Annotated in this window: 27 protein-coding genes; 11 read left to right on the top strand and 16 right to left on the bottom strand. The window is 38.9% G+C overall.

What is annotated here, in order from left to right:
• Window positions 1-37 precede the first annotated feature (37 nt).
• On the top strand, window positions 38-535 hold the full coding sequence (locus F777_RS0103700; protein ID WP_026750855.1) for an SRPBCC family protein: 498 nt from the start codon (window positions 38-40) through the stop codon (window positions 533-535).
• Window positions 536-558: 23 nt separating this feature from the next.
• Here the strand turns inward: F777_RS0103700 and F777_RS0103705 are convergent, their stop codons facing one another.
• From F777_RS0103705 to F777_RS0103745, 9 genes are all read right to left on the bottom strand, one after another.
• The gene (locus F777_RS0103705) at window positions 559-2,034 is read right to left on the bottom strand and encodes a glycoside hydrolase family 10-like protein (protein ID WP_026750856.1); all 1,476 of its coding nucleotides are present in this window, start codon (window positions 2,032-2,034) and stop codon (window positions 559-561) included.
• 22 nt (window positions 2,035-2,056) lie between these two features.
• Window positions 2,057-2,509: a MarR family winged helix-turn-helix transcriptional regulator gene (locus F777_RS0103710; RefSeq protein WP_026750857.1), complete on the bottom strand. Its 453-nt coding sequence runs from the start codon at window positions 2,507-2,509 to the stop codon at window positions 2,057-2,059.
• Between the two features lie 37 nt (window positions 2,510-2,546).
• The gene (locus F777_RS0103715) at window positions 2,547-3,446 is read right to left on the bottom strand and encodes a radical SAM/SPASM domain-containing protein (RefSeq protein WP_235785883.1); all 900 of its coding nucleotides are present in this window, start codon (window positions 3,444-3,446) and stop codon (window positions 2,547-2,549) included.
• A gap of 420 nt (window positions 3,447-3,866) precedes the next feature.
• Complete coding sequence (locus tag F777_RS0103720; RefSeq protein WP_161631479.1) at window positions 3,867-4,172, bottom strand: VanZ family protein; 306 nt, start codon at window positions 4,170-4,172, stop codon at window positions 3,867-3,869.
• Between the two features lie 49 nt (window positions 4,173-4,221).
• Entirely contained in the window at window positions 4,222-6,000 is a 1,779-nt protein-coding gene (locus F777_RS15645) for an ATP-binding protein (RefSeq protein WP_051408416.1), read from the bottom strand.
• A 39-nt stretch (window positions 6,001-6,039) separates the two neighbouring features.
• Window positions 6,040-6,864, bottom strand: a complete 825-nt coding sequence (locus F777_RS0103730) for an anti-sigma factor (RefSeq protein ID WP_026750860.1) — start codon at window positions 6,862-6,864, stop codon at window positions 6,040-6,042.
• Window positions 6,861-7,403, bottom strand: coding sequence for an RNA polymerase sigma factor (locus tag F777_RS0103735; RefSeq protein ID WP_026750861.1), 543 nt, complete (start codon window positions 7,401-7,403; stop codon window positions 6,861-6,863). The genes F777_RS0103730 and F777_RS0103735 overlap by 4 nt, the downstream gene beginning before the upstream one ends.
• Before the next feature lie 4 nt (window positions 7,404-7,407).
• Complete coding sequence (gene gcvH / locus F777_RS0103740) at window positions 7,408-7,785, bottom strand: glycine cleavage system protein GcvH (protein ID WP_026750862.1); 378 nt, start codon at window positions 7,783-7,785, stop codon at window positions 7,408-7,410.
• A gap of 68 nt (window positions 7,786-7,853) precedes the next feature.
• The gene (locus F777_RS0103745) at window positions 7,854-8,198 is read right to left on the bottom strand and encodes a hypothetical protein (protein WP_026750863.1); all 345 of its coding nucleotides are present in this window, start codon (window positions 8,196-8,198) and stop codon (window positions 7,854-7,856) included.
• A gap of 73 nt (window positions 8,199-8,271) precedes the next feature.
• Here F777_RS0103745 and serS point away from each other — a divergent pair, with 73 nt between their 5' ends.
• A complete protein-coding gene (gene serS, locus F777_RS0103750; protein ID WP_026750864.1) occupies window positions 8,272-9,540 on the top strand; it encodes a serine--tRNA ligase in 1,269 nt (422 codons plus the stop codon).
• A 26-nt stretch (window positions 9,541-9,566) separates the two neighbouring features.
• Window positions 9,567-10,355 (top strand): energy transducer TonB, encoded by a 789-nt coding sequence (locus F777_RS0103755; RefSeq protein ID WP_026750865.1) that lies wholly within the window; start codon window positions 9,567-9,569, stop codon window positions 10,353-10,355.
• A gap of 26 nt (window positions 10,356-10,381) precedes the next feature.
• Here the strand turns inward: F777_RS0103755 and F777_RS0103760 are convergent, their stop codons facing one another.
• Complete coding sequence (locus F777_RS0103760) at window positions 10,382-12,532, bottom strand: S9 family peptidase (protein ID WP_026750866.1); 2,151 nt, start codon at window positions 12,530-12,532, stop codon at window positions 10,382-10,384.
• 83 nt (window positions 12,533-12,615) lie between these two features.
• On the opposite strand from F777_RS0103760, the gene F777_RS0103765 reads away from it, so the two are divergent.
• Together F777_RS0103765 and F777_RS0103770 are read left to right on the top strand one after the other, a co-directional pair.
• Window positions 12,616-12,960, top strand: coding sequence for a carboxymuconolactone decarboxylase family protein (locus tag F777_RS0103765; RefSeq protein ID WP_026750867.1), 345 nt, complete (start codon window positions 12,616-12,618; stop codon window positions 12,958-12,960).
• Window positions 12,961-12,963: 3 nt separating this feature from the next.
• A complete protein-coding gene (locus F777_RS0103770; RefSeq protein WP_026750868.1) occupies window positions 12,964-14,004 on the top strand; it encodes a 2-oxoacid:ferredoxin oxidoreductase subunit beta in 1,041 nt (346 codons plus the stop codon).
• Between the two features lie 18 nt (window positions 14,005-14,022).
• Here the strand turns inward: F777_RS0103770 and F777_RS0103775 are convergent, their stop codons facing one another.
• On the bottom strand, window positions 14,023-14,676 hold the full coding sequence (locus F777_RS0103775; RefSeq protein ID WP_026750869.1) for a response regulator transcription factor: 654 nt from the start codon (window positions 14,674-14,676) through the stop codon (window positions 14,023-14,025).
• 273 nt (window positions 14,677-14,949) lie between these two features.
• Here F777_RS0103775 and F777_RS0103780 point away from each other — a divergent pair, with 273 nt between their 5' ends.
• Window positions 14,950-15,561, top strand: a complete 612-nt coding sequence (locus tag F777_RS0103780; protein ID WP_026750870.1) for an L-threonylcarbamoyladenylate synthase — start codon at window positions 14,950-14,952, stop codon at window positions 15,559-15,561.
• Here the strand turns inward: F777_RS0103780 and F777_RS0103785 are convergent.
• Window positions 15,558-16,157, bottom strand: a complete 600-nt coding sequence (locus F777_RS0103785; RefSeq protein WP_026750871.1) for a ribonuclease HII — start codon at window positions 16,155-16,157, stop codon at window positions 15,558-15,560. The two genes, F777_RS0103780 and F777_RS0103785, sit on opposite strands and share 4 nt — an antisense overlap.
• Window positions 16,158-16,229: 72 nt before the next feature.
• Between F777_RS0103785 and F777_RS0103790 the strand changes: the two genes are divergently transcribed.
• The 3 genes from F777_RS0103790 to F777_RS0103800 are packed head-to-tail and all read left to right on the top strand — an operon-like array spanning window position 16,230 to window position 19,578.
• Complete coding sequence (locus tag F777_RS0103790) at window positions 16,230-17,294, top strand: COX15/CtaA family protein (RefSeq protein WP_026750872.1); 1,065 nt, start codon at window positions 16,230-16,232, stop codon at window positions 17,292-17,294.
• A 45-nt stretch (window positions 17,295-17,339) separates the two neighbouring features.
• The gene (locus F777_RS0103795; RefSeq protein WP_026750873.1) at window positions 17,340-17,921 is read left to right on the top strand and encodes a hypothetical protein; all 582 of its coding nucleotides are present in this window, start codon (window positions 17,340-17,342) and stop codon (window positions 17,919-17,921) included.
• Complete coding sequence (locus F777_RS0103800) at window positions 17,887-19,578, top strand: hypothetical protein (RefSeq protein WP_026750874.1); 1,692 nt, start codon at window positions 17,887-17,889, stop codon at window positions 19,576-19,578. The genes F777_RS0103795 and F777_RS0103800 overlap by 35 nt, the downstream gene beginning before the upstream one ends.
• Before the next feature lie 2 nt (window positions 19,579-19,580).
• Here the strand turns inward: F777_RS0103800 and F777_RS0103805 are convergent, their stop codons facing one another.
• The 3 genes from F777_RS0103805 to F777_RS0103815 form a co-directional block, all read right to left on the bottom strand.
• Window positions 19,581-20,489 (bottom strand): diacylglycerol/lipid kinase family protein, encoded by a 909-nt coding sequence (locus tag F777_RS0103805; protein ID WP_026750875.1) that lies wholly within the window; start codon window positions 20,487-20,489, stop codon window positions 19,581-19,583.
• 19 nt (window positions 20,490-20,508) lie between these two features.
• Window positions 20,509-21,558, bottom strand: coding sequence for a 3-oxoacyl-ACP synthase III family protein (locus F777_RS0103810; RefSeq protein ID WP_026750876.1), 1,050 nt, complete (start codon window positions 21,556-21,558; stop codon window positions 20,509-20,511).
• Between the two features lie 80 nt (window positions 21,559-21,638).
• The gene (locus tag F777_RS0103815; RefSeq protein WP_026750877.1) at window positions 21,639-22,646 is read right to left on the bottom strand and encodes an alpha/beta hydrolase; all 1,008 of its coding nucleotides are present in this window, start codon (window positions 22,644-22,646) and stop codon (window positions 21,639-21,641) included.
• Window positions 22,647-22,816: 170 nt separating this feature from the next.
• Here F777_RS0103815 and typA point away from each other — a divergent pair, with 170 nt between their 5' ends.
• Window positions 22,817-24,634 (top strand): translational GTPase TypA, encoded by a 1,818-nt coding sequence (gene typA, locus F777_RS0103820; RefSeq protein WP_037369112.1) that lies wholly within the window; start codon window positions 22,817-22,819, stop codon window positions 24,632-24,634.
• Window positions 24,635-24,844: 210 nt separating this feature from the next.
• Window positions 24,845-25,426, top strand: a complete 582-nt coding sequence (locus tag F777_RS0103825) for a hypothetical protein (RefSeq protein ID WP_152530851.1) — start codon at window positions 24,845-24,847, stop codon at window positions 25,424-25,426.
• A 257-nt stretch (window positions 25,427-25,683) separates the two neighbouring features.
• Here the strand turns inward: F777_RS0103825 and F777_RS0103835 are convergent, their stop codons facing one another.
• A complete protein-coding gene (locus tag F777_RS0103835; RefSeq protein WP_026750881.1) occupies window positions 25,684-26,106 on the bottom strand; it encodes a hypothetical protein in 423 nt (140 codons plus the stop codon).
• Window positions 26,107-26,224: the final 118 nt, after the last annotated feature.

Below are 26,224 nucleotides of genomic sequence, written 5' to 3' on the forward strand. Positions count from 1 at the left end.
ATGAACCTTCTTATGCAAATACTGTTATTATGATATTATGTCAAGAGTTTACAGCATCAAAACCGTTCAGAAGATTCCGATCAGTCTGGATCAGGCATGGGAGTTTTTCAGTAAGCCCGATAATCTGAAAGAAATTACCCCTTCTAATCTGGGATTTAATATTATCAGCAAACACCATGGCCCCACCATGTACTCAGGCCAAATTATTGAATATACTGTGAAACCTATCTTGGGTATACCGCTATATTGGATGACTGAAATAACGCATGTGACCGATCGCAAATTTTTTGTGGATGAGCAACGTTTTGGTCCTTATAGCTTATGGCATCATCAACATCACTTTAAAGAAATTGATGGGGGTGTAGAAATGACGGATATTGTGCACTATAAAATACCATTTTGGATTTTAGGTGATATCGCTCAGGTTATCATGGTTAAAAGCCAGCTAAAAGGCATATTCAACCACCGATATAAAGCGGTGGAAGAAAGGTTTGGCGCATGGCCGGGGGCTAATAATGTCGTGGTTTTTGGTTAGTTCTTCTTCTCAAAAAACACAAGCTATTTCAAGGCTTTTAATGCACTGACATTATTGTTAACATCAATCGTTGCAATAAATAGTTTACTGCCATTTACATCAGGAACCTTGTTTAAATCAATAGTTGCTTCCTTATCTGTTACAATCAGTTGCAATAGCTGACTATTGATGAATTTTACTTCTTTACCTGACGGTACGCTAAAGATGCCAAAGCCCCTGATTTTAAGATGACCATTGTAAACAATAGTAGTACTATTTGCATTCTGTGATATAGCAGGTTGATCTGGTGCATCATTATTGAGCCATGGCATTGGAGGCACCAGGGCTGGGTGATGGTAATAATTATTTCTTAAACTATCATTCCATCCATTCAGATTTTTTTCAAATGTTTTACTGCTAAAGTAAACACTGCCTTGGGTGGTTGGATATTTACGCAATTCCTTTATTTGTTCAGGAATTTGATTTTTGTCTTTCCATGACTCATTACTCCCGCCTCTGTATATTCCGTGTCCTATATAAATATGTTTGCCATATCCATTTTCATTCCACCATTTTAGCAATACATCATAATCGGCTAGTTTGTGGCCACGCTCCCAGTACAACTGCGGTGTTACATAATCAATCCATCCCTTGCTTAACCAAAGTAAAATATCGGCGTATAAATCATCATAATTGGTCTGGCCAGCTTTTGTATCACTGCCCATTGGATCCTGGCTTTTATTTCTCCAAACACCAAAGGGGCTGATTCCAAATTTAACTCTGGGATTGGTAGAACGGATTACTCTGTGTATATCTACAATGATACTGTCACAATTGCTTCTTCTCCAGGAATCTTTGCTAAGGCCATTGCCATATTTTTCAAAAGTTTTTTGATCAGGAAACTCTTTTCCGGGAATTCTGTAAGGATAAAAATAGTCATCCATATGAATCGCATCCAAATCGTAACGATTCAGTAAATCCTTCACTACCCTTACTGTATGTTGTCTTACTTCCGGTATTCCGGGATTAAAGTATTTTTTATCACCATATACCACAAACCAATCCGGATGAATTTTCGTAACATGAGAAGGGGCAACGGATGATTTGAAAATATTAAATACTGCCCTGTATGGATTCAACCAGGCGTGGAATTCCATCCTCCTTTTATGGGTTTCGGAAATCATGAACTCTAATGGATCATAGTACGGGTTGGGAGGCAATCCCTGCTTTCCTGTTAAATATTCACTCCAGGGTTCGTATTGGGATGGATAAAATGCGTCTCCTGCCGGTCTGATTTGCATTACAATTGCATTCATTCCATTGGATTGATGCAAATCGAGTAATCTGATAAAGCTGGCTTTTTGTTCAGCTACAGACAAGTTTCTTTTCGATGGCCAGTCAATATTTTCAACCGTTGCAATCCAGACACCTCTGAATTCATAGTTGGGCGAGTTTTGTGAAATTCCAATCTGGGAATTGAAAATGATGATAGCGAGAAGGATCTGGAACCGGTTTTTCATGCTATGAAGATAAGTCATCTCCTTAAATCTTCTCTCTCATTTTATCTAGTAAATCACTCAATCCGGCAGCTTCTTCCGGACTAAGATTTTGCAATATGGCATCCAACTCTTCATTTTTCTGATCCAGTCTTTTTAACAATTCCAGACCCGATTCAGCAATACTCACATCTACCAATCGTTTGTCAATATTGCTGGTTTTTTTCTCAACGAGTTCTTTTTTTACCAGACGTTCTACAATTCGGCTGGTATCACTCATTTTATCGAGCATTCTTTCTCTTATCTGAAGGGTGCTCAATGGTTTTTTACTACCTCTCAGAATTCTGAGGATATTGTATTGCTGAGGCGTAATATCTTCTTCCTGTAAAATATTTTTGATTTTCTCTGTAATCCAGTTGGTAGAAAAAATCAGGTTGATGGATAGTTTCTGATAAATACTTCTGAAATTTTCTTGCTGAATATCTTTATCTATTCCCATGTTGTTAAAGGTAAAAATTAATGTACAAACATTATCACTAATCTTCCCAAACACTTAGCCCCTCACTGCAATTTGAACAGATATCTATATTTTTTCTACTATTTAAAATTTCTGTTCTGAATTGATGATAATTGCTGTTTTTCCAGGTATCTCTAAAGCTTTGGGTTTTCAGGTTACCTAGTTGGTGCATGGCATCTTTATCGAAACAACAGGGTACTACTAAACCATCCCAGGTTATTACATTGGCATGCCAGAGTTTCCAGCAATAGTTCTTAAGGCCACTTTTGACCTTCATTTTTCCGTCTTTGCCTTTTTTGTATCTGCTGTATTTATTATTAGTGGGGATGAGCTGATTGGGGTCTTCTTCGTAGTTATATACCTGGGCTGTTTTAAATCTTACCTGATCTACCCCAATTTCTTTTCCCAATGCTTTTATTTCTTCAATCTGGTGTTCATTGGGTTTTACTACCAGGAACTGAAAAAACACAAACGGAGTTTTGCTATTGAGTTCTTTTTTCCATTTCACAATATTTCTGGCCCCTTCAATTACTTTATTGAGTTTACCACCCACTCTGTACTGCTGATAAACATCCTGTGTAGTTCCATCAATGGAAATAATCAGTCTGTCCAATCCACTTTCTACCGTTTTTCTGGCATTTTCATCTGTCAGGTAATGGGCATTGGTTGATGTAGCCGTATAAATCCCCTTTTTATTTGCATATTGAACCATTTCCAGGAAATTAGGATTTAAATAGGGCTCTCCCTGGAAATAAAAAATAAGATATAGCAGCTCCGGTGCAATATCATCAATGGTTTGTTGAAAAAAGTCCTTCTGTAACATGCCAGTAGGCCTGGTAAACTCTCTAAGTCCACTGGGGCATTCCGGACACCTTAAATTACAGGAGGTGGTAGGTTCAAAAGAGATAGTGACTGGCATTCCCCATTGAATAGGCCTGGAAATCAATCTTGAAAGCCTGAAACTGGAATATACAAGAATACCGTTCCAAAACCGCTTAAGAGTTAGTTTAGAAAGTAAATTAAGGCTGTCATTCAGGTTGAAATATGTCATTTTCAAAAATACTCAATTCAATTTGTTGATTTCATTAAAAATATTTCTTATCTTAAGATTGCTTAGTTTTTGCCATTTAACAGTTCTTTATTAAACAGATTCATGATTGTTGCGTCTATTATACAAAGCGCTACTATTTAATCAAGTATGATTAGTGAATCCTTAACAGTTAAGAATTTGATTTGGCATAGCGTTTGAAATAATTAGTAAAGAATAGCAGTTCTATACATTTTTCTCATAAGCAGTTAGTTTTGGTTGAGGCCCCTGTTTCCACAGGGGCCAACTTTTTTACAGACGCTTTATGAAAAACCTGAATCCAAGAAATATCAGACAACCAGACAGGTCGGCCAAAATATCCAACAGTTCAAAAGATCGTCCGATTATAAAATTCACCTGAATAAATTCAATGATAATACCATAAAGAGCCATGATCAGCACAATCGTCATGGCAATTCTTTTTTCAAAATCAGGAAAAACACTTACCAGCCATAGGTAGGCCGAGGAGCATAGGGAAATAAAAATACCTGCATGAATCAGTTTATCCAATTGTGGAATGGTAAGCCAATAGATTCTGGGTACTTTACTCGCGGGCAAAGTAAAAACAATAAAACTGACGATAAATAATAGAATGAATAAAATGGCCTTAAAGGGTCCACTTTTCCAATACTTTCCTAAGTTGATCAATGGTAAATGGTTTGGTAACAATGTCTTTCATTCCAAGCTGTAAGTACTCTGCTTCTGCTTCTTTTATGGCGTTGGCCGTCATTGCAATTATGATAGGAACTTTTGCTCTACCGCTGTTCAGAATTCTCTGTGTGGCTTCAATGCCATCCATTTCAGGCATATGGATATCCATGAAAACCAGGTCATAATCGTATTTGGCAGTCATTTCAACTGCTTCTTTTCCATTGTTTGCAATTTCAATGATATACCCAATTTTTTTAAACATTTTGGTAGCCAGTAACTGGTTCATATTATTGTCTTCGGCTACCAACATTTTTAACGGTTTTATCTCTGTTCCGCTGATCGCGCCCGCTGCATTTCTCTGCTGAGGTTGCTGACTTTTTCTTACTAGGTTAATCTGAACCGGAATGATAAATTTAAAAGTAGAGCCCTTGCCCAATTCACTTTCCACCCAGATTCTGCCCCCCATTTCTTCAATGATTTTCCTGCAGATGGAAAGTCCCAATCCGGTGCCACTGTGTTTTCGGGTGGCAGTGGAATCAATTTGTGTAAAGGGGATAAAAAGAGACTGAATATTTTCATCGCTAATCCCAATACCAGTATCACTTACAGCAAAATGAAGTTCTTGCAATGATTCATCAATCATGTTGGCATTAACTTCCAGCTTTATTTCTCCTGTTTCGGTGAATTTTATGGCATTGCCTACCAGATTAATCAGTACCTGTTTAATTCTGCTTTCATCGGCAATGATTTCCGATTCAACACTAGGCTGTACAGCAGCACTTAAAGTGATATTTTTTTTCAGTGAAATCAATCTGGGAGAGCTAATGGCTGTAACCTGCTGAATGATGTTTTCCAGATTGCAAGGCCCTTCAAACAATTCTAATTTATCGGCCTCAATCTTAGAAATATCCAGGACATCATTAACTATTTCCAGTAAATGCGTACTGCTCGATTTTAAAGAAAGCATTAGCTCTTCCTGTTCGGCATTTAGCGTAGTATGTTGCAATAAATCAATCGTTCCAATAATACCGTTGAGTGGTGTTCTTATTTCATGACTCATATTGGCCAGAAATCTGGATTTGGCTTTGGTAGCTTCTTCTGCCTGTTGCTTTGTTTCTGAAAGGTATTCCCTGGACTCTTCCAGGTCAATGGATTTCTTAATCAGGTTATCCCTGTCCATGTCATAGGTTCGCTTGTATAAGCTGACACTTATGGAAATAATCAGCAGATACAGGATGGTACTAATCAGAATATCTGTATGCTTTGTTTTTTCATTTGGATATTTTATCAGCCATTCGGGATGTTGAACTTCCAGCCAATACAAAGTCAGGATAATGGAAATGGTAACCAGAATAAACAATAAGTGGTAGCGCTTGGGCAAAATCATCATGGCCGCAACCACACTCATTAAATAAGCAGTTTTCGTTGGACCCACAATGCCCCCATTGCTAAACCAGATGGGCACGAAAAACAAAAGACTGAAAACAATGTAAACCAGCCCAATCGGAACAAATTTGTCCTGATAGCGGGAAATGTAAAAAACATAAAAGGAAATCATGGCAATGCACAATAGCATGCTCAATAAAAGCGAATCTCTTTCCAGTAAAATATTACTGGCAAGACTGATTGTCATTGCAATAAAGACAAGAAAAGAAACCAGGTTAAAGATTTTATTCTCCAGTGAGATAACAGCTTTCTTTAAGCCCAGTATTTTTTTAAGTTGATCTGCGTTCATAAAAATTATACGGAATAAAGATAACCGTAATTCACTACTCTAACCAACCTTTCCTGCAACATACATTTCGCTTAAGGTGGGTGATGAACTACCACCTGCCTTTTCAAGGGTAATGGCAAACATGGAAGCAGCGGGTATATTTTTCATTTTACACAATCCGGCACAATCTCCCATAACGCCGGCGTCCACGGGCTTACCATCTACGATTGCCCAAAGCTGGTATTGTTTTCCCTGAGCGGGCTGGGGTAATTTATTGGGCAGAAGGTAAACATCTTTTGATTTTGCATCCCAGAAAACAGTGGCATAATTCACTTCTTTTCCAGGAACGCCGGGCATGGCTATTTTTTGCATATTGGGGTCTGCCATCATTTGCATGCTGTTGAAAAGATCCAGACTCTTCGTTTGAATGATCTGGTTATTGGCCTGCAACGTATTTTTTTCAATTAGTAGTGCCTGATATTGCTGTGTGGTTTCGGTAAACTTACTGTAGAAATAAATGTTCAGGCCTCCGCTGATCATCAGTAGAATAATTGCTGCTGCAGCAAAATAGCGGCTAAAGCTCTTCATTGCAACAACTGGCGCTGGCTGAGTTGGCAAAACTGTCTGGTTGGGCTCTTCCGGCAAACTGGTTTTTGCAAAAGAAAATTCCAACTCTTTGAATAAGGCCTTTTTTACGCCCGGAGGTGGTGGAATAGCATTGGCCATTGCGTTTTTTTCCAGGGTTTCTTCAAACGCATTCAAAGCTGCTTTAATTTCAGGAAACTCAAGGCAAAGTGCTTCCAGTTCCGCAGCTTCCTCCGGACTGGCCATGCCTAACACATAGGTCTCAATAATGCCACTTTCTATGTATTCCCTTGTATTCAATCTTTAATCAATTTATGCAATTCTTTTAATGCTGCTCTCAGCCTTGTCTTAACGGTACCAAGCGGTATATCCAGCATTTTGGCCATTTCATCCTGGGTATATCCTTCAAAATAGGCCAGTTTAATCAGGACACTCCATTCCGGTTTAAGCTGATTCACCCATTTGCGAAGATTCAGATCATCTGAAGCTATGTTAACAGACCCTGCTGATTCATATACGGTTTCGGAAAGCGATTGGTTTTGCTGACTTTTTTGAAATCCCTTACTTCTTGTTGTATCGATGGCTGCATTTCGGGCAATATTCAACATCCATGTATACAAACGGCCCTTACTGCTATCGTAAGAGCCGATTTGTCTGAATATTTTAACGAAAACTTCCTGTAAGGTATCAGCAGCTATTTCCGAATCGGAAACAATACTCAGAATACTATGGTAAAGTGCTCCTGAATAATGGTCGTACAAATAACTGAAGGCGGCTTCATTTCGCTGCGTTAACAACAAAACAAGTTCTGCTTCTGTATATTGTTGATTTGGATTCAAATGATTATCCTACAAGGGCTTCGTAAGCTTCTTTGGTCATTAATCCATCCACGCTGGAAGGATCTGCAACAGTCATTTTAATCATCCAACCATCACCATATGGATCAGTGTTTACTAATTCAGGTTGTTTCTCCAATAAAGGATTTACTTCAGAGATGGTGCCGGTAACAGGTAAAAACAAATCACTTACTGTTTTAACTGCTTCAACGGTACCAAAAACCTCTTCAGCAGATAATTCTTTACCAACGGTGTTGATGTCTACATATACAATATCACCCAATTCATGCTGGGCAAAATCAGTAATACCAATGGTGGCAACATTGCCTTCCAATTTAATCCATTCGTGGTCTTTCGTGTAACGTAGTTCAGCTGGGAAATTCATATCGCTTTGTTTTAATTATGCAAATATTCAATAAAAAACGAAGGCAGAAAATTAAATATGATAAAGCATTAAAAGCCCGCCTGCTCAAAATACAGTAAAACATGGTCCTTGATAAAATTCTCCTGATCGGGCAAACTCATTTCCGGTAGTGGTTTCACCTGTCCGAAATGCGGCCAGCCCTCTTCATCCTTGCCTTCCATCAGGTAATATCCGCTTTGAGCCAAAACGGTACAAACGGCCACATGCATCAGGTCCTGCTTCTGTTCCTTCGATATTTTTTCGGCCATAAATCCGGTTTCCTGAAGGCCAATCAAAAATAAAACGGCTTCCAGATCGGGTTTTTTCCCGAATCTCTCTACCAATTTGGCTTCCAAAGCCCACCAACGTTGCTGTAAATCATCCGTAATAAACATAGTGCAAAGGTAAACCATCAAAGCATGCCATCATCAATTATTGAAAAGGTATATTTGCACCAAATTTGAGCAAATGTTACCCGTAAGTGTATTAAAAGCGAATCCCGAAAAAGTAAAACAACAGCTGGCTAAAAAGCATTTTAAACAGCCAGAACTGGTGGATTCTATCATTGCAAAAGATGAAGAGCGCAAGAAAGTGCAGGCCGCTTTTGATGATACACAAGCCAAAGTAAATGCCGCTTCCAAGGAAATTGGCCAGTTAATGGCCAAGGGGGATAAGGAAGGAGCAGAAGCCATCAAACAAAACGTGGCCACCTGGAAACAGACCCTGGAGCCATTGAAAGAAAAAATGGCCCAACTGGAAAAAGAGCTGTCTGAAGAGCTGGTTCAGCTACCCAATCTGCCAGCCGATATGGTTCCCGAAGGAAAAACCCCGGAAGAAAATGAAGTAGTAAGAACGGGGGGAGCAAAACCGCAACTAAGCGAAGGCGCTGTGCCACACTGGGACCTGACTACTAAATACAACCTGATTAATTTTGAACTGGGCAATAAAATTACTGGCAGTGGTTTCCCGGTATACATTGGCAAAGGAGCCAAATTGCAGCGTTCTTTAATTCAGTATTTTTTAGACTTTAATACAGCAGCCGGATACACAGAATACCTGCCACCTTTCATGGTAAATGCAGACTCTGCCTATGCTACAGGACAATTGCCGGATAAGGAAGGGCAGATGTACCATGCTACAGAAGACGATTTTTATTTAATACCCACTGCAGAAGTTCCGGTAACCAATGTGTACAGAGATACCATTTTAAAAGAATCTGATTTTCCGGTAAAAATGACGGCCTATTCTCCTTGTTTCAGAAGAGAAGCCGGCAGTTATGGAAAAGACGTTCGTGGACTCAACCGGTTGCATCAGTTTGAAAAAGTGGAAATCATTCAGATTGTACATCCCGATAAGAGCTATGAAACTTTAGATGAAATGGTATTGCATGTAGAAAAATTATTGCAATCACTGGAGCTGCCTTACCGTATTCTACGCTTATGTGGAGGCGACATGGGCTTTACCAGTGCCATCACCTATGATTTTGAAGTCTTCAGTGCTGCACAGGAGCGCTGGCTGGAAGTGAGCAGTGTCAGCAATTTTGAAAGCTATCAGGCCAATCGAATGAAATGCCGTTTCAAGGGAGCCGATGGTAAAACCCAATTGGTACATACCCTGAATGGAAGTTCATTGGCATTGCCGAGAATCATGGCTTGTTTATTAGAGAACAACCAAACACAAGAAGGCATTAATATACCTGCAGCGTTGCAGTCTTATTTTGGAGCTGAAAAAATCTGATTATAGCATATCTGCTATTTTTATTTATGAAGTATCTACTTACTATTTTTTTCTTTTCAGGAGTGACTGTTTTAACAGCACAAACAAACGGTAGTTTCTTTCTTTTTAATAAGGATTGGTCTTCTATGCAAGATTTTGATAAGGCTACCTATTTTATGCAGCAGGTAAAAGAAAATGACACCACTTTCACTTGCAGGTATTACCAAAAAAATGGACCGATGGTTAAGTGGGAAACCTATCTTGATTCTAATATGACTATACCCAACGGACTTTTTGCCTGGTACAACAAAAGAGGTGACTTAGATAGTATCGGGTATACCAATCGGGGGAGAAAAAACCTAACCTGGCAATATGGATTCAAGTCAGATGGGTCAGCCATTACAGCTGAAGAATATCTGAATGGTCGACTGGTTAAAAGGATTAATTATAAAACTAAAATAATTTCCTATCCGTCCGGGAAAGAAGAAAAATTAGAAGATGCCAAAGAAAACAAAACTGATGTTTTTAGGAAAGCCGAATTTATTGATGGTGGAATTGATGGCTGGGTAAAATACGTCTCAGAAAATTTAAAAACACCCGAAAGGTATATGTCAATTGCAGGGCCAAATTCGGATGGATATGTTGGCGTTAGTTTTGAAATAAATACAATGGGTAAAGTCAATAAAATTTTCTTGTACCATTCTGCGGAATGGTCTGCCGATAATGAAGCAATTCGATTATTAAATAACAGTCCTATATGGAATCCCGCAGAAAAAAATGGCTTGCCTGCAGAATATAATTTCAGACAAAAACTAACATTTAGGGTAGGACTTTAATCATCACTACCCTAAATATTATTGAATTAATGCTTGATAAACCGATCAAAAAACTCAATCGTTCTAAGCATCTGATCTACGCGCTGACGGTTATTTCCTGTGCGTGTTAATTCATGCGTACCGCCCGGATGCCTTACGTATTCAACGGTTCGGCCCAAGACCTTTAAACTTTTGTAGAGCATTTCACTTTGAATCACACCGGTTCTTAAATCGTTTTCACCATGGAAAATGATAAAGGGCGTATGTATTTTGTCTACATAATTAATGGGCGATTCACGGAATAAAATGGGTCTTGTTTTTTCTTCCCAGGGATAACCACCAAAATAATTCGGAACCAGACGCCATGCATTTCCTTCGCCAAAGAAGGTACCTAAATCGTACACCCCTCTTTGTGCGCAAGCTGCTTTAAAGCGCTGGTCATGGCTGATGATCCATGCAACTAAATAACCTGCATACGATCCACCAGTTACAGCTAATCTAGCCGTATCAATGAATCCTTCTTTTGTAGCTAAATCAACAGAAGTTAACACATCAGAAGTAGGTCCTGCACCCCAGTCGTTTACATTGGCTCTCAGGAATTCTTCCCCATAACCACCGGAACCTCTTGGGTTTCCATAAACAATGGCATATCCTTTTGCAGCATAGTACTGAAACTCATGCCACATAGAGCTTTCACCAGGTCCCCACATAGCCGAAGGTCCTCCGTGAATATTTAAAATAGTAGGATACTTTTTACCTGCCACATAATTGGCGGGCTTCATGATCCAGTATTCAACGGTTAAGCCTTTCTCGTTTTTAAAAGTTCTTTTTTCAGGCAGACTCAACTGTTTTTTGCTTACCCAATCGTAGTTGAAACTACTGATGCGTTTTTCGTTTTTGCCATTCAAATCGGTAGTATATATTTCAAATGGGTTGGCCACAGCGGTTTTCACGTATACTATTTTATCTCCCTTCATTGAGTAGCTGCTGATGCCTTCATCTATAGAAGTAAGTTGTTCAGCTTTTTTTGTTTTTACATTCATGCGATAGATGGGTGCACCGCCATTGCTTTGTGCCGTAAAATAAATATGCTGTTCGTCTTTGCTCCAGGTAAGACCTCCCTTGTTTCTGTCGAAGGGAAGCATAACCAAATCAGCAGCTGTTCCATTCAAAGGCATTATAGCTAATTCGGGCACGTTTACAAATGATACAGTTCCTACCTGAACAGCCAGCCATTTTCCGGAAGGAGAAACGGAGGGGCTATTATATGACTTACCTTTTTCTCCTAATAACTGCTTCATATCAGAACCATCGCTATTGGCTATGAAAATCTGTGTTTCCAATGCACGATCCGGGTGTTGTGTATCATCGGTATTACCAGTGAACAGAATTTTCTTTCCATCAGGAGTAAAGCTGGCACCACCAAAACGGTGGAAGCCATGGGTAATGGCTTTGGGTGTTGCACCTGCTTCTGCAGCCATGATGAATAAGTGCGAAAAAGACTGGTCTCCTGAAGTAGTGGCTTCTTCCTGGAAATTCAGTTTGTTAATTACTTTGGCTTTTCTTTCCGCCACATTCAGGTCTAAATATGCTTTAATTTCTTCGGGTGTTCCATCCGGGTTGGGTTGAGCGGAATTGGGTAACAAAAACTGGTTCTGACTGAATCCAGGCTTCTCGGCAGGCCATGCTGGCACAGCGCCTTTGGGATTCAGTTCTTTGTCTTTCAACAAGTCGCCCAATGAAACAGAGGCGCTGAATAGCAGCATGCTTCCATCCGGGCTGAATACCGGACTGCTGGCACCATATCGGAACCTGGTGATTTGAACCGGTTCTCCTCCCTCCAATGACAATAAAAAGATTTGCGGTTTACCGTCTGCTACTCTTACAAAAGCAATTTTTTTACCATCGGGGCTCCATACAGGCTGGCTGGCGCTCTCTTTAAATGTCAATGCTCTTGGGGCGGAAGAGCCATCTGCAGCTACCAGGTATAATTGGTTAGTGTATTTGTATTCCCATTTGCTGTTGCCCTCCGGCTCTATGCTGTTCAATACAAAGAGGGCCTGTTTACCGTCCGGACTAAGACTTACACTGTTCATTTGTTTAATCTTGTACATGTCGGTGATCTTAACCAGATCAACAGCCTGCTGTGCCAATGCAATGATGGGCAGAAAGCAAATCAGGAATAAAAATTTCTTCATTCGATAGTATTTGAGGTTTAAAATACAAAGAAATTGGTTCGGCTTAGTATTGCTGATGTATTTTTGCAGTATAATATTATCATATGAGCGAAATGGTGAATGAGTTTAACAGCTACAGAGAGCGGATGAACGAAGTGATTCTGAGTAAGAATAATCTGGTGATGAAGCGCCTTTGGAATCTGGATACCAATACTTACGAAGACGGCGCACTGGATAAGAAAACAAAAGAAATGCTGGGTCTGGTGGCCAGCATGGTTTTGCGTTGTGATGATTGTATCAAGTATCACTTAGGGAAAAGTTTTGAGCTGGGTGTAACCACCGAAGAAATGTATGAAATTTTTGCTGTGGCGAATATTGTTGGTGGAACTATTGTTATTCCACATACCAGAAGAGCTGCAGAATATTGGGAAGAACTTATTAAACAATAAATCATGTCTACTGAAACAATTGCCACTCCAACTTTAACAGCGAAGGATTTTGCAACGGATCAGGAAGTTCGTTGGTGTCCGGGTTGTGGAGATTATTCCATATTGGCTCAGGTGCAAAAAGTAATGCCGGGTATTGGAGTACCCAAAGAGAATATTGTAATCATCAGTGGTATTGGTTGCAGCAGCCGTTTCCCTTATTACATGAATACTTTTGGTATGCATAGTATTCACGGAAGAGCTACCGCTATTGCGAGTGGATTAAAAGCAACACGTCCTGAATTAAGTGTGTGGATTGTAACAGGAGACGGAGATGGATTAAGTATTGGTGGGAACCATACTATTCATTTGCTCAGAAGAAATTTTGATGTAAATATTTTATTGTTCAATAACCAGATTTATGGTTTAACCAAGGGACAATATTCTCCTACTTCTGAAGAGAAAAAAATCACGAAGAGTACACCTTTCGGTAGTATTGATCATCCGTTTAATCCTTTGGCATTGGCGATGGGTGCAGACGCTACATTTATTGCGCGTTCCATGGACCGTGACCCCAAGCATTTACAAACTATGCTGACCCGTTCACATCAACATAAGGGTGCTTCCTTTTTAGAGATTTATCAGAACTGTAATATTTTCAATGATGGTGCTTTTGAAATCTTTACAGAAAAATCTACTAAAGCAGATCACGATTTATTCTTAGAGCAGGGAAAACCTTTAGTCTTTGGTGCCAATCAAAATAAGGGGATTCGCTTGAATGGCTTACAGCCTGAGGTAGTTGAGCTAGGAGACAAGTATACTGCCGACGATTGCTGGATTCACGACGAGAAAGATTTTTACAAAGCACAAACATTAATCAGAATGTTTGATGATCCGCATCAGTCTAATTTCCAGTTCCCAAGACCATTTGGTGTTTTCTATGAAACAGAAAGACCATGCTATGAAGATTTGATGGCGCTGCAAATTGAAGAAACCATTGCTACCAAAGGAAAGGGCAACTTAGATCAGTTACTTCGCGGAAAAGAAATCTGGGAAATCAAAGCATAGGTTTTTAATCATGATTTCTTATAACTGAATTAGGTTGTTGCGAAGCGCAAACAAAACCAGACCAACCCTGTTGGTTACTTTTACTTTTTCAAACAGGTTATCTCTGTATCCGTCAATGGTTCTGGGACTCAGACTCATTTTAGCAGCAATCTCTTTCAGCGTTAAATCGGTGGCCAGTAATTTCAGGAATTCTTTTTCCCGTTCAGGCAGGTTAATTAAAATCTGGTATTCATCATTGGGTTCTTCCATTCCGTTTCTTACCGAGTGAATAAGATTGGTACAGAGTAGTTGATTAAAATAAATACCCTTATAATAGAGTTCATTTAAGGCACGGTTCAATTCTTTGGGATCAGTGTCTTTGGTCAAGTATCCAAGTGCCCCTAGTTTTAACATCTTAATAATGGTTCGTTCGTCGCCAAGCATGCTTAATACCATTACTTTAATGGAAGGATGATTGGTAATAATCCATTCGGCTGTTTCAAAGCCATTCATTACCGGCATGGTAACGTCGAGCAAAACAATGTCTGGCAAATTCTCTGGATTTAATTGCTCAATAAAGTGCTTTCCATGATTTGCTTCAAAAAGAACAGTGTAATCATCAAAGCCACTGATGATTACGGAGAGACCATTTCTTAATAGAACATGATCGTCTACTAAAACAATCTTTTTCATACAGTTCATTTAGTAAAATCGGGGGTATTACTAAACAGTGATATGAAGTAACTAAATAAAATTGAATATAAATTATTAATTATACGATTTTTTGACCGTGTTTTCACGGTATTTTTTAGATATAAATGCTGAGAATAAAACCTCTGAGGGTATTTAATTTTAATTACTATCAATTAAATGGTGACTATTTAATTTGATAGCATTTTTTAACCAGGGGTTACAAACAAACAGAGGGCGACAATAGTCGCCTTCGTTTTTTATTTACCTTTAAGTATGCTATTGCACATTCATCCGGATAATCCCAATCCACGTCATATTAAAACAGTGGTTGAATGTTTGTTGTCGGGTGGTGTTATCATTTATCCTACCGATACCATCTATGGTCTGGGTTGTGATATTTTTCAACCCAAGGCAGTAGAACGAATTGCCAGAATTAAACAGATTGATCCTGCAAAAGCACAACTGAGTTTTATCTGTAACGATTTAAGTGATTTAAGCAAGTATTGTAAAACAACTGATACGCCTTTATATCGTTTATTAAAAAGCCATTTACCAGGCCCCTATACTTTTATTTTGCATGCAAGTAAGGAAGTACCTAAGATTCTGCAAAACAAAAAAAGTACCATTGGTTTAAGAATACCCAATAACAATATTGCCCGAACCATTGTGTCTGAATTAGGCCATCCATTATTGTCTGCTTCCTTGCCGGGTGAAATGGTAGAAGAATATACCGATCCGGATACCATGTACGATAACTTTCATCATTTAGTAGACATTGTAATCGATGGGGGTAATGGGGGAATGATACCCTCAACTATTGTAGATTGTACAAAAAGTCCTTATGAACTGGTAAGACAGGGGGCTGGAGTTTGGGAGGAGGATTAAAACGGCATTTCCAATTGTTTGGGACTGATATTAAAACTCTTCCGGTGATGCACGCATAAGCCATTGGCTTCAATGGCCATCCGGTGTTCCAGGGTTCCGTATCCCTTGTTTTTTTTCCAGCCATACTGCGGAAACTGCTGATGGATTTTTTCCATGTAAGCGTCTCTGTATGTTTTGGCTAAAATACTGGCTGCAGCAATGGATGCATATTTACCATCTCCTTTCACTATGCACAAATGGGGTGTTTTTTTGTAAGGCATGAACCGATTTCCGTCGATCAATAAAAATTCAGGCTTTATTTTGAGTTGGTCAATGGCCATGTGCATGGCTTTGAAACTTGCTTTTAAAATATTAATTCGGTCTATTTCTTCTGCATCAATACTAGCAACCGACCAGGCCAGTGCATTTGCTTCAATTACTTCCTTTAAAATCAGTCGTTGTTTGGCCCCCACCTGTTTACTGTCATTCAACAATGGATGCTTGAAATGAGCGGGTAAGATAACCGCAGCAGCAAAAACAGGACCTGCATAACAGCCCCTGCCAGCTTCATCGCAACCGGCTTCTATTTGATTTTCCTGATAAAATGCGGGTAACATTTGGTAAAACTACTTAAACATGCATCAATTTCGAAGTTTGAGTGTTATACCTTTGCACAAAAGCACTAAAGCATGAGTTTAACAGCAGCGAAAGAAAATAAATCAGTAGCCACCTGGTTATTGATTGGAGTGGGGATGACGATTATTCAAATTGCATTGGGTGGGATTACCCGTTTAACCGGCAGTGGGTTGTCTATTACAGAATGGGATGTGATTACCGGCTCATTGCCTCCTTTGAACGAAGCGGCCTGGCTGGCAGAGTTTGACAAGTACAAACAAACTCCTCAGTTTCAATTGTTGAATTTTGATTTTCAGTTATCTGATTTTAAGTTCATTTTTTTCTGGGAATGGTTTCACCGTTTATGGGCCAGATTAATAGGGCTGGTATTTGCTTTTGGATTTATTTGGTTCATAGTGAAGAAGTCATTCAAAAAAGAAATGATTGGCTCTTTACTGGTTTTGTTTTTCCTTGGTGCTTTACAGGGTTTGGTTGGTTGGATCATGGTCGCGAGCGGATTAACTGGTGATGCAGTTTATGTAAAGCCCACTCGTTTGGCTATGCATTTCATTCTTGCATTGGGCTTATTAAGCTATACCTACTGGTTTGCATTAAAGCTGATTGTTCCAAAAGATCAGATAATTGAGGATAAAAAAATAAGAAATACCAATCTTGTTTTAATTGGCTTATTGGTTTTGCAATTAATTTATGGGGCATTGATGGCAGGGCATAAAGCAGCCAACGCAGCTGCTACCTGGCCCACCATCAATGGAAGCTGGATACCTGATACAATGTTTACACATCAGCCTTTCTTACTGAACTTTATTGACAATACCATTCTCATACATTTCATACACAGGGGATTGGCCTATATCATTTTAGGATTATTAATTTACTGGTCAATTCAACTCTTTAAATTATCTGCAACGCCAATACTAAGCAAAGCGGCTAAATATCCTTTAATATTAGTGATTGTTCAGGTTGTACTGGGAATAGCATCTGTCCTAACCAGCAGTAGTATTGTACCTGGTTCCTGGGGTAGTTTTGAATGGATGGCGCAGTTGCATCAATTAACGGGTATGTTATTGTTACTTTCCTTAGTTACCATATTATTTCTGGTTCGGCCTAAAATTTGCTAAATTTAAAAGCAGCAGAATAAATTTAAATAGCTGCTTTTAAACTGAATGAAGCAATATCTGAAAGGCATCTGGTTTTCTTTACCCATACAACTAATGTTGTTGCATTTCAGGCGTTACCAGATATTTCTTCTATTCTGGTATATCCTGTTTGCAACAGTAGGAGGCAGTTTCATGAAAACCTTCGGAGCTCATTCTCTCTTTTTGGCACCTGAGTATTTTGGAAATATCAGCCCGCTGAGTACAGCGATTGTTGGAATTACTTCCGGCGTTTTTATTATGAGCTGGAATATCACTACGTTTATTTTGCACAGCAGCAGGATTCAGTTTTTGGCTACTACTGCGCAGCCCTTTCTTAAATATTGTATCAACAATGCTATACTGCCAATTGCATTCCTGATTTTTTATCTGATTGAAGCCTATCAGTACAGTAGAAATCAGGAATTGTTTTCAGTGAGCGATTTTGCGGGACTAGCGCTTGGATATACGGGCGGTTTTGTTATTTCTATTGCATTTGCCTTTCTATATTTTTTTGGTGCCGATAAAACCATTTATAAAACCATTTCAGCTACCATATCAGATGCCAATAAGCGTCATGACCGCATGTCTGAAAAAAAACAGGACACCTGATATTAAACAGGACATGCGCGTAGACTGGTTTTTTAGTGCTGCTTTTAAGTTGCGAAAGCCAAGAAATGTAAAGCATTATAATCCTGAATTCTTAGAAGCGGTTTTTAGCAGACATCATTTTGCAGCAGTTATTGCCATTATGATTGCTTTTGTATTTCTCATTTTAGTAGGATATAGTTCAGATGCCAGATTGTTTCAGCTGCCAGCAGCTGCCAGCGTTACCTTATTATTTGCCATATTAATTGCCGCAGCCGGGGCATTGACTTTGTTTTTGAAGTCCTGGAGTTTTGTGGCTTTAGTGGCGGTATATATCGTGGCCAATATTTTGTACCAGTATGAAATTCTGGATCCGCGAAACAAAGCCTATGGACTCAATTATGTAACCAAATCGGAGAGACCGGTTTATACCAGAGAATCTATTCAGGAACTGGCTGCTGCAGATTCTGTTGAGAAAGACAAAACAGCTTTTTTAAATATTCTGAATAACTGGAAAGCCAGGCAGAAAGAAGAAAAGCCGATTCTATATATTATTAATACCAGCGGAGGGGGAACCAGGAGTGCTACTTTCACAATGAATACATTGCAGTATCTGGATAGTTTGATGAATGGACAACTCATGAAAAAAACCATTCTGATCAACGGGGCTTCTGGTGGTTTGCTTGGCGCAGTTTATTTCAGAGAGCTGTATCATGAAAAAGTAAAGGGCAAGCCAATCAATTTGCAGGACAAGCAATATGTAAATAATATCTCCAAAGACTTGCTAAGCCCTTTGTTCTCTTCTTTCTTAACGCGTGATATGCTGGGTCCTGCGCAGAAATTTACCTCTAATGGTTTTGTGTATGTAAAAGACCGTGGCTATGCATTTGAGGAGAAGTTAAATGAAAATACAGGTAGTGTTTTTCTTAAAACTATCGGATCTTATCAGGAGGCAGAAGCAAAAGCGCTTATTCCTTCAGTATTTTTTAATTCAGTAATTACCAGGGATGCAAGGAAAATGATTATTGCTTCCCGTCCTGTTCGATTCTTAATGCGTCCAGTTGCGGACAGCACGCATATCATGCCTTTTGACGCAGATGCAGTTGACTTCAACAGTTTTCTCCGCAACCAGAACAGCAATGATATTCATTTGTTGTCTGCTTTAAGAATGAATGCTACTTTCCCATATGTTTTACCCAATGTTTGGTTACCTACCAATCCGGTTATTGATGTAATGGATGCGGGACTAAGAGACAATTATGGGCAGGAATCTGCTTTGCGATTTATAGCTGTCTTTAAAGACTGGATACAGAAGAATACTTCCAAAGTGGTATTGATTCAAATAAGAGACAGAAGTTTAAGTGACTGGGAAAAGCCGTTGGAGAGTAATTCATTGATTGGCTTTTTAACCAAACCCTTCCTGATACTGCAGAACAACTGGTTTAAAATGCAGGACTATTACCAGCATGATCAATTAGACTATATGAGAAAAGCCTACGGAGATAATTTTTATCGCTTTTCTTTTCAATATATACCCTCAAAATCAGAAGCGCCGGCCAGTTTGAGTTTTCACCTGACGGCTGCAGAAAAAAGAGACATAGCTGAAGCGGTTAATAATCCATTGAATCAAAAGGAATTTGAGCGATTGCAGAAAACGATACAAAATGCTGAAATGAAATAAACTTACTTCCCTTTTGGCTTAATTAACCTGAATGCTTTTGGAATAATTGCAATGTTGAGTTCTTCAACAGCATCTCGGGGTTCACCATCAATATGTAGGGGCGCCAGCTTGGGATTTTTTATAGTCAGCGCCGGAGTTTGAAAATACAGAATATTTTTTGAGCTCATGTCTTCCACCAACTGCTGTACTTTATTATTTCCACGCATTTGACGCAGAATGGCAAATGGCAATTTGGCTTTGTTCATTTTCTGTACAATAACAATATCAAGCAGTCCGTCAGATAAACTTGCCTGAGGTGCAATAATGGCATTATTTCCAAATTGATTGCTATTGGCAATGCTGATGAAAAAAGCATCAGTAAATACAGAGAAATTGTCCAATACAATTTCAAACTGATAAGGGTTGGCTTTAAAAAACTGGATAATACTTTGCTGGGTATAGGTAAATAAGCCTCTGGTAGATTTCTGGGCAAAATCATGTGCCACTTGCGCGTCAAACCCCATTCCACTTAACATACAGGCATATTCACCATTCACCGTAAAAGCATCTATGTTTTCTGCTTCACCATTAAAAATAATTTCAATGGCTTTTTTCATACTGGTTGGAATACCAGCTGCTCTGGCCAGACCATTGCCTGATCCAACCGGAATAATACCAAATTGTACTCCTGTTTCGCGCAAGGAACCGGTTACCTGATTCACTGTTCCATCTCCGCCCAGAATTACCACATCGGTAAATCCTTCATTGGCAATATGTTCTATCAGGTATTCGTAATTGCCTGTTGCATTGGTATTAAATACGCGGTATTCAAAGCCTTTGGCAGCAGTTACTTTTTCAACCAGTTCTCTGATCTTATCTTTTTTAGATGTACCAGAAATGGGATTGATTAAATAAATGATTTTTCTTTTCATGATACTACACTTGGTATGGCTACCATTTCATTAATGCACTGGCCCAGGTAAATCCACTACCAAAAGCAGCTAAACATACCAGGTCTCCTTCTTTGATCATTCCTTTTTCCCAGGCTTCACACAAGGCAATTGGAATAGATGCTGCAGTTGTGTTGCCGTAGTTCATAATATTATTATAAACCTGATGATCCTGTAATTTTAATTTCTGCTGAACAAACTGACTGATGCGCAGGTTTGCCTGATGCGGTATCAACATGTTGATATCAGTGGATTGATAACCGTTTTTTTCCAGGGCTTCCATAATTACTTCAGGAAACTTCACTACTGCTTTTTTAAACACAGCAGGTCCATCCATGTATGGAAAATTTTGCGCATTGTCAATCATCTGATGGCTCATGAACATCTGAGAAATTTCCGCGTCATCAAAGCTGGCATAGTTTTTAGCTCCCCAGTGATTGGCATGAGATCCTGGATTGTACATGGCTAAAATTTCAGCAGATTCTCCATCACTGTGTAAGTGGGTGCTTAAGATTCCCTGACCCTCTTTTTCTGTTGGCTGCAATACCACTGCACCGGCACCATCTCCAAAAATCACTGATACATTTCTGCCTCTGGTAGAGAAATCCAATCCGAAAGAATGCTTTTCACTTCCTATTACTAGAATGTTTTTGTACATCCCGGTTTTAATAAACTGATCCGCCACACTCAATGCATACACAAATCCACTGCACTGATTTCTTACATCCAATGCCCCAACTTCTTTCATCTGCATGGCTCTTTGAACCAGCACCCCACATCCTGGAAAATAATAATCGGGTGATAAAGTGGCAAAAATGATAAAATCAATATCCTGCGCAGTAATCCCCGCTCTTTCAATGGCAATTTTAGCTGCTTCCACACCCATGGTAGTGGTGGTTTCTTCCGTTCTGTGTGCGTAACGTCTTTCTTTAATACCGGTTCTTTCCTGGATCCATTCATCGTTGGTATCCATATATTTGGTCAAATCATTATTGGTATAAACATTAGATGGAACGTACATGCCGATTCCGGCAATCTTACTCAATGGCATAGCAAACAGTTTAAAAGTTAAAGGTAAGGATTCTTCACCGTTGGGCTGTGAAGGATCAGTTAATGATTAGTTGTTAAAAATCATTGAAGGATTGTTTGTTTTGGCAACTGCATCACGGTTTTTAAAAAATCAGCTGTCTCTTTTTCAACGGAGATAATATCTTTTGATTGAATTGGCGATGCAATTACATGATTGCCTGTATTGGGCACCGGAACCATTTTTTTATTTTTTTCACTGGTACCAACTTCTGCAAACATTTTCTTCATTGCATCCACACTTACCACAGGGTCCTGCTCTTTTTCATTTTTGTAATAATATAACACCAATAAAGGTTGATTCACTTTTGCAAAATTTTCTTTTGTCATAGTGGTCTCTAGCAACTCTTCTAATTGAACAGTGGCTTCAAGCCTGTATTTGGTATTCCAGTATTGCTGATACAAGGGATGTTCTTTCTGAACGCCCATATAATTAGAGCCTTTTACCATACGTGCAATCTGTAATCCCCACGGATTATTTAATAACCATGCATTGGGATCTTTAATGGCAATATTGGGAGAGTATAATACCAGCCCTGCAATTTCCGGATAGATGGCAGCTAACTGTAAAGCTAAAGTTCCACCTGTAGATGTTCCCATCAGGATTACTTTTTCGCCAATTTGCTTTCCAATGGCATAAGCTTCTTTGGCCGATTCAAATAAGGATTCAGCAGTCATATTGATGAGTGCATCGGTAGTATCAATACCATGTTCTGATAAGCGAGCCAAATACAAATTGCATCCGAATTGATTGGCAATCTGCTGGTGCACCGGATTCCCTTCTTCCTGACTGGCACTGAATCCATGCAGGTATACAATGGCATAGGGTGTTTTTTGTTTCACACTATCATTGGCCCAAACTATTCTGGCTTCATTGTTCGGTCTAACCTTATGTTTTTGTTCATTCGATTGGATCAAAGCCTCCAGTACTGCAGGCGCTTCCGGAATGTTCGGAAGGGTTGTATTATAAACAGGAGTTGCAGGATTGGGACCAAGCAGGTATACAACACCAGCCAATGCAATGAAACCAATAAACCATTTGATGATACGCATACAATTGAATTAACAGGCCAATTTAGGGTTTATTATGTATTACAAGGGGAATCCTTAACAGAATAATGACCCATATTTACTTGCATCCCCCGCGTTAAAGCCGTACCTTTGCCGCCTCAATAAACAGTATCAAATGCGTAAAATGCTGATACTGAGATAAATACACAATAATGGAAATAAGAAACATTGCCATCATCGCGCACGTAGACCATGGCAAAACCACTTTAGTAGACCGAATTTTGGGTGCAACTAAAGTTTTCAGAGACAACCAGGATGCTGGTGAGTTAATCATGGATAGCAACGATTTAGAAAGAGAACGTGGTATCACGATCTTCAGTAAAAACGCTGCCGTTACTTACAAAGACTATAAGATTAATGTGATTGATACACCCGGGCACAGTGATTTTGGCGGGGAAGTAGAACGCGTATTGAAAATGGCCGATGGGGTAATTTTATTGGTGGATGCTTTTGAAGGCCCCATGCCTCAAACGCGTTTCGTATTGCAGAAAGCATTACAGTTGAACCTACATCCCATTGTAGTAATCAACAAAGTAGATAAGCCGAACTGTCGTCCGGATGAAGTTCATGATGCTGTTTTTGAATTATTCTTTAACCTGGATGCAACGGAAGAGCAATTGAATTTCCCAACTTTCTACGGTAGTGGTAAGAATGGCTGGTTCAATGATAGCTTAACACCTACAGAAGATATCCTGCCTTTAATGGATGGTATCATTAAATATGTTCCTGCACCAAGAGTAAGCGAAGGAACCCTTCAATTACAAATTACTTCATTGGATTATTCTTCATTCTTAGGTAGAATTGCCATTGGTAAAGTAACCAGGGGTTCTATTAAAGAAGGTCAGCAAATTGCCTTGGTGCAAGGAGCAGACGGTACCGTGAAGAAAATGCGTGTAAAGGAATTGTATGTGTTTGAGGGAATGGGCAAACGTAAAGTAGCTGAAGTTTTGGCTGGTGATCTTTGTGCAGTAGTAGGCTTAGAAGAGTTCAATATTGGTGATACCATTGCGGATGCTGAAAATCCGGAAGGTCTACCCATTATCAGTGTAGATGAGCCAACCATGAGCATGACGTTCAGCATCAACAACTCACCTTTCTTTGGTAGAGATGGTAAGTTTGTTACCTCCCGTCACTTGCGTGATCGTTTGATGAAAGAAACCGAAAAGAACCTGGCATTAAGAGTAGAAGATACAGACAGTGCAGATAGTTTCTTAGTATATGGCAGAGGTATTCTGCACTTGGGTGTATTGGTAGAAACCATGCGTAGAGAGGGGTATGAACTTACCGTGGGTAATCCTCAGGTATTGGTGAAAACCATTGATGGAAAGAAGCATGAGCCTTATGAAAACCTGGTAGTAGATGTACCTTCTGAATACAGTGGTAAAGTAATTGACCTGGTTACGCAGCGTAAGGGTGAAATGCAGGTAATGGAATCCAAAGGAGAAATGCAACACTTGGAGTTTGAAATTCCTTCCAGAGGATTGATAGGCTTGCGTTCTCAGATGCTGACTGGTACAGCTGGAGAAGCAGTAATGGCGCATCGTTTCATTGATTACAAACCATGGAAAGGACCTATTCCGGGAAGAAACAACGGGGTCTTGATTTCTAAATTCCAAGGTGTTACTACTGCTTACTCTATTGATAAATTACAGGATCGCGGATCTTTCTTTGTTGATCCGGGAGATGAAGTATACGTAGGACAAATCATTGCGGAACATATTAAGCCAGGAGACTTAAATGTGAATGCAGTGGAAATGAAAAAGCTGACCAACCACCGTGCAAGCGGAAGTGATGATGCAGTAAGAATTGTTCCGAAACTTCAGTTTACATTGGAAGAGTGTATGGAATACATTCAGCACGATGAGTGTATTGAAGTAACGCCTAAGAATATTCGTATGCGTAAAACCATTTTGGACGAGAACGAAAGAACCAAAATGTCTAAGAGCATGAAGTCTGAAGCAGTAGGATAATTCCCAAATACTTTTACATATTAAAAGAGCCTCCCATTGGGAGGCTCTTTTGTTTGCTATTTTAAATGAAAAGTAAGAGGTAGAAGTTTTATGATTTCATAAATTCAAACTATTGTGCAATTGCATAAATCACCCTAATTTTTGTAGAATTGACAGATTGTTAATTATAAATTATAATATTGAATTTTGATGAATCAATACTATTACTTCGTGAGAGTTCTCTTACTTTTATTTTTACTTATGTCCTTTAATATAAAAGGGTTTACTCAAGAATTAGATACTACATCTAATAAAATTGGCATATTTCGTGTTGCGGCAAGTATACCGATTCCTATTGTTAATCTTCAATATGAAATTCCATTAAAAAAGACAGTAACCTTGTTAATAAAATCAGGTTTAAATTTCACCTTGGCTTCAAGTGCCGCATTAAATAGGGATAAAATTAGATCACAAGTAAGTTGGATTTCTTCAATAGAATCAAGATATTATTATTCTTTGAATAGACGTATTAGGAATGGCAAATCAATTAAAAATTATTCGGCTGGCTATATAGGTGTAGAACCATACTTTCGCTCTAACAGTATTGCCTCAATTAATGAGCCTAAACAAATTAATAATGGCAGTTATGGGACTTTTATTAATCTAGGATTTCAAAATCAATCTGAAAAGAATATTTATACAGCTTTTTTTATTGGTGTTGCGCCTTTTGCATTTCGTTTAGGTGAAATGAATACCACTACTGGAAAGTTGGATCGAATTTGGCTTAACTTTTCTATTGGATATGTATTTTAAAGAAATGGTTATGAGTGTTTATTATTTAATAATAATTATAATAGGATCTGGAACCCTATATTCAAAAGGTAGACAATTACAAAAATCAATTAAAAGCAAAAACAGGAATCAAATAACTATCGATGTTTTTTTCCTTGTCCTTACATTGGCAATCATTGCTCTTCTTATCTATTTAAAAAAATTTCTTTCCTAGTATAATGATAAAAGCAGAGCCACCCATTGGGTGGCTCTTTTGTTTGTTACAATTCAGTTTTTAATTAAGACTTGCTGACTACAGCGTTTTCAATAACGATGGTTTCAAAGCTTACGTTGTACTGTTCTGCCTTTTTTGCTTTGGAATCTTCAATTACAAAAGACAATTTGTTAGACTCGTCTTTTGGAAACTTAAATGTCTTGTTGAAGTCTTTGTCGGAATAACTTCCTTTGAATACCAATTCATTGTTGGCATCTGTAATGATCAGGGTAAAGTTGGCACCTGTTGGGTTGCTGTATTTTACCTGAATGGTGTGTAGTTGATTCTTATCAATACCACTGTACTTTACTTCTGCATTGCTTTTAACAGATATATCATAAGCTCTTACAGGAGATACAGATGCATTGGCAGATAAAAACATCAAGGAAGACACCACAGATCCAAAAACGATTCTCTTGACACTGGTAACGATTGTTTGCTTTTTCATACTTTTCAAATTTTACTGTGAGTAATAAATTCTTCTCAAATGGCAACAGCAAACGAAAAAGCTTAGTGTACACTATACACATTAATACCCGATTGGATAAAAGGTAACCCAATTTTTT

The organism is Sediminibacterium sp. C3 (assembly GCF_000508085.1).
Taxonomy (GTDB): Bacteria; Bacteroidota; Bacteroidia; order Chitinophagales; family Chitinophagaceae; genus Sediminibacterium.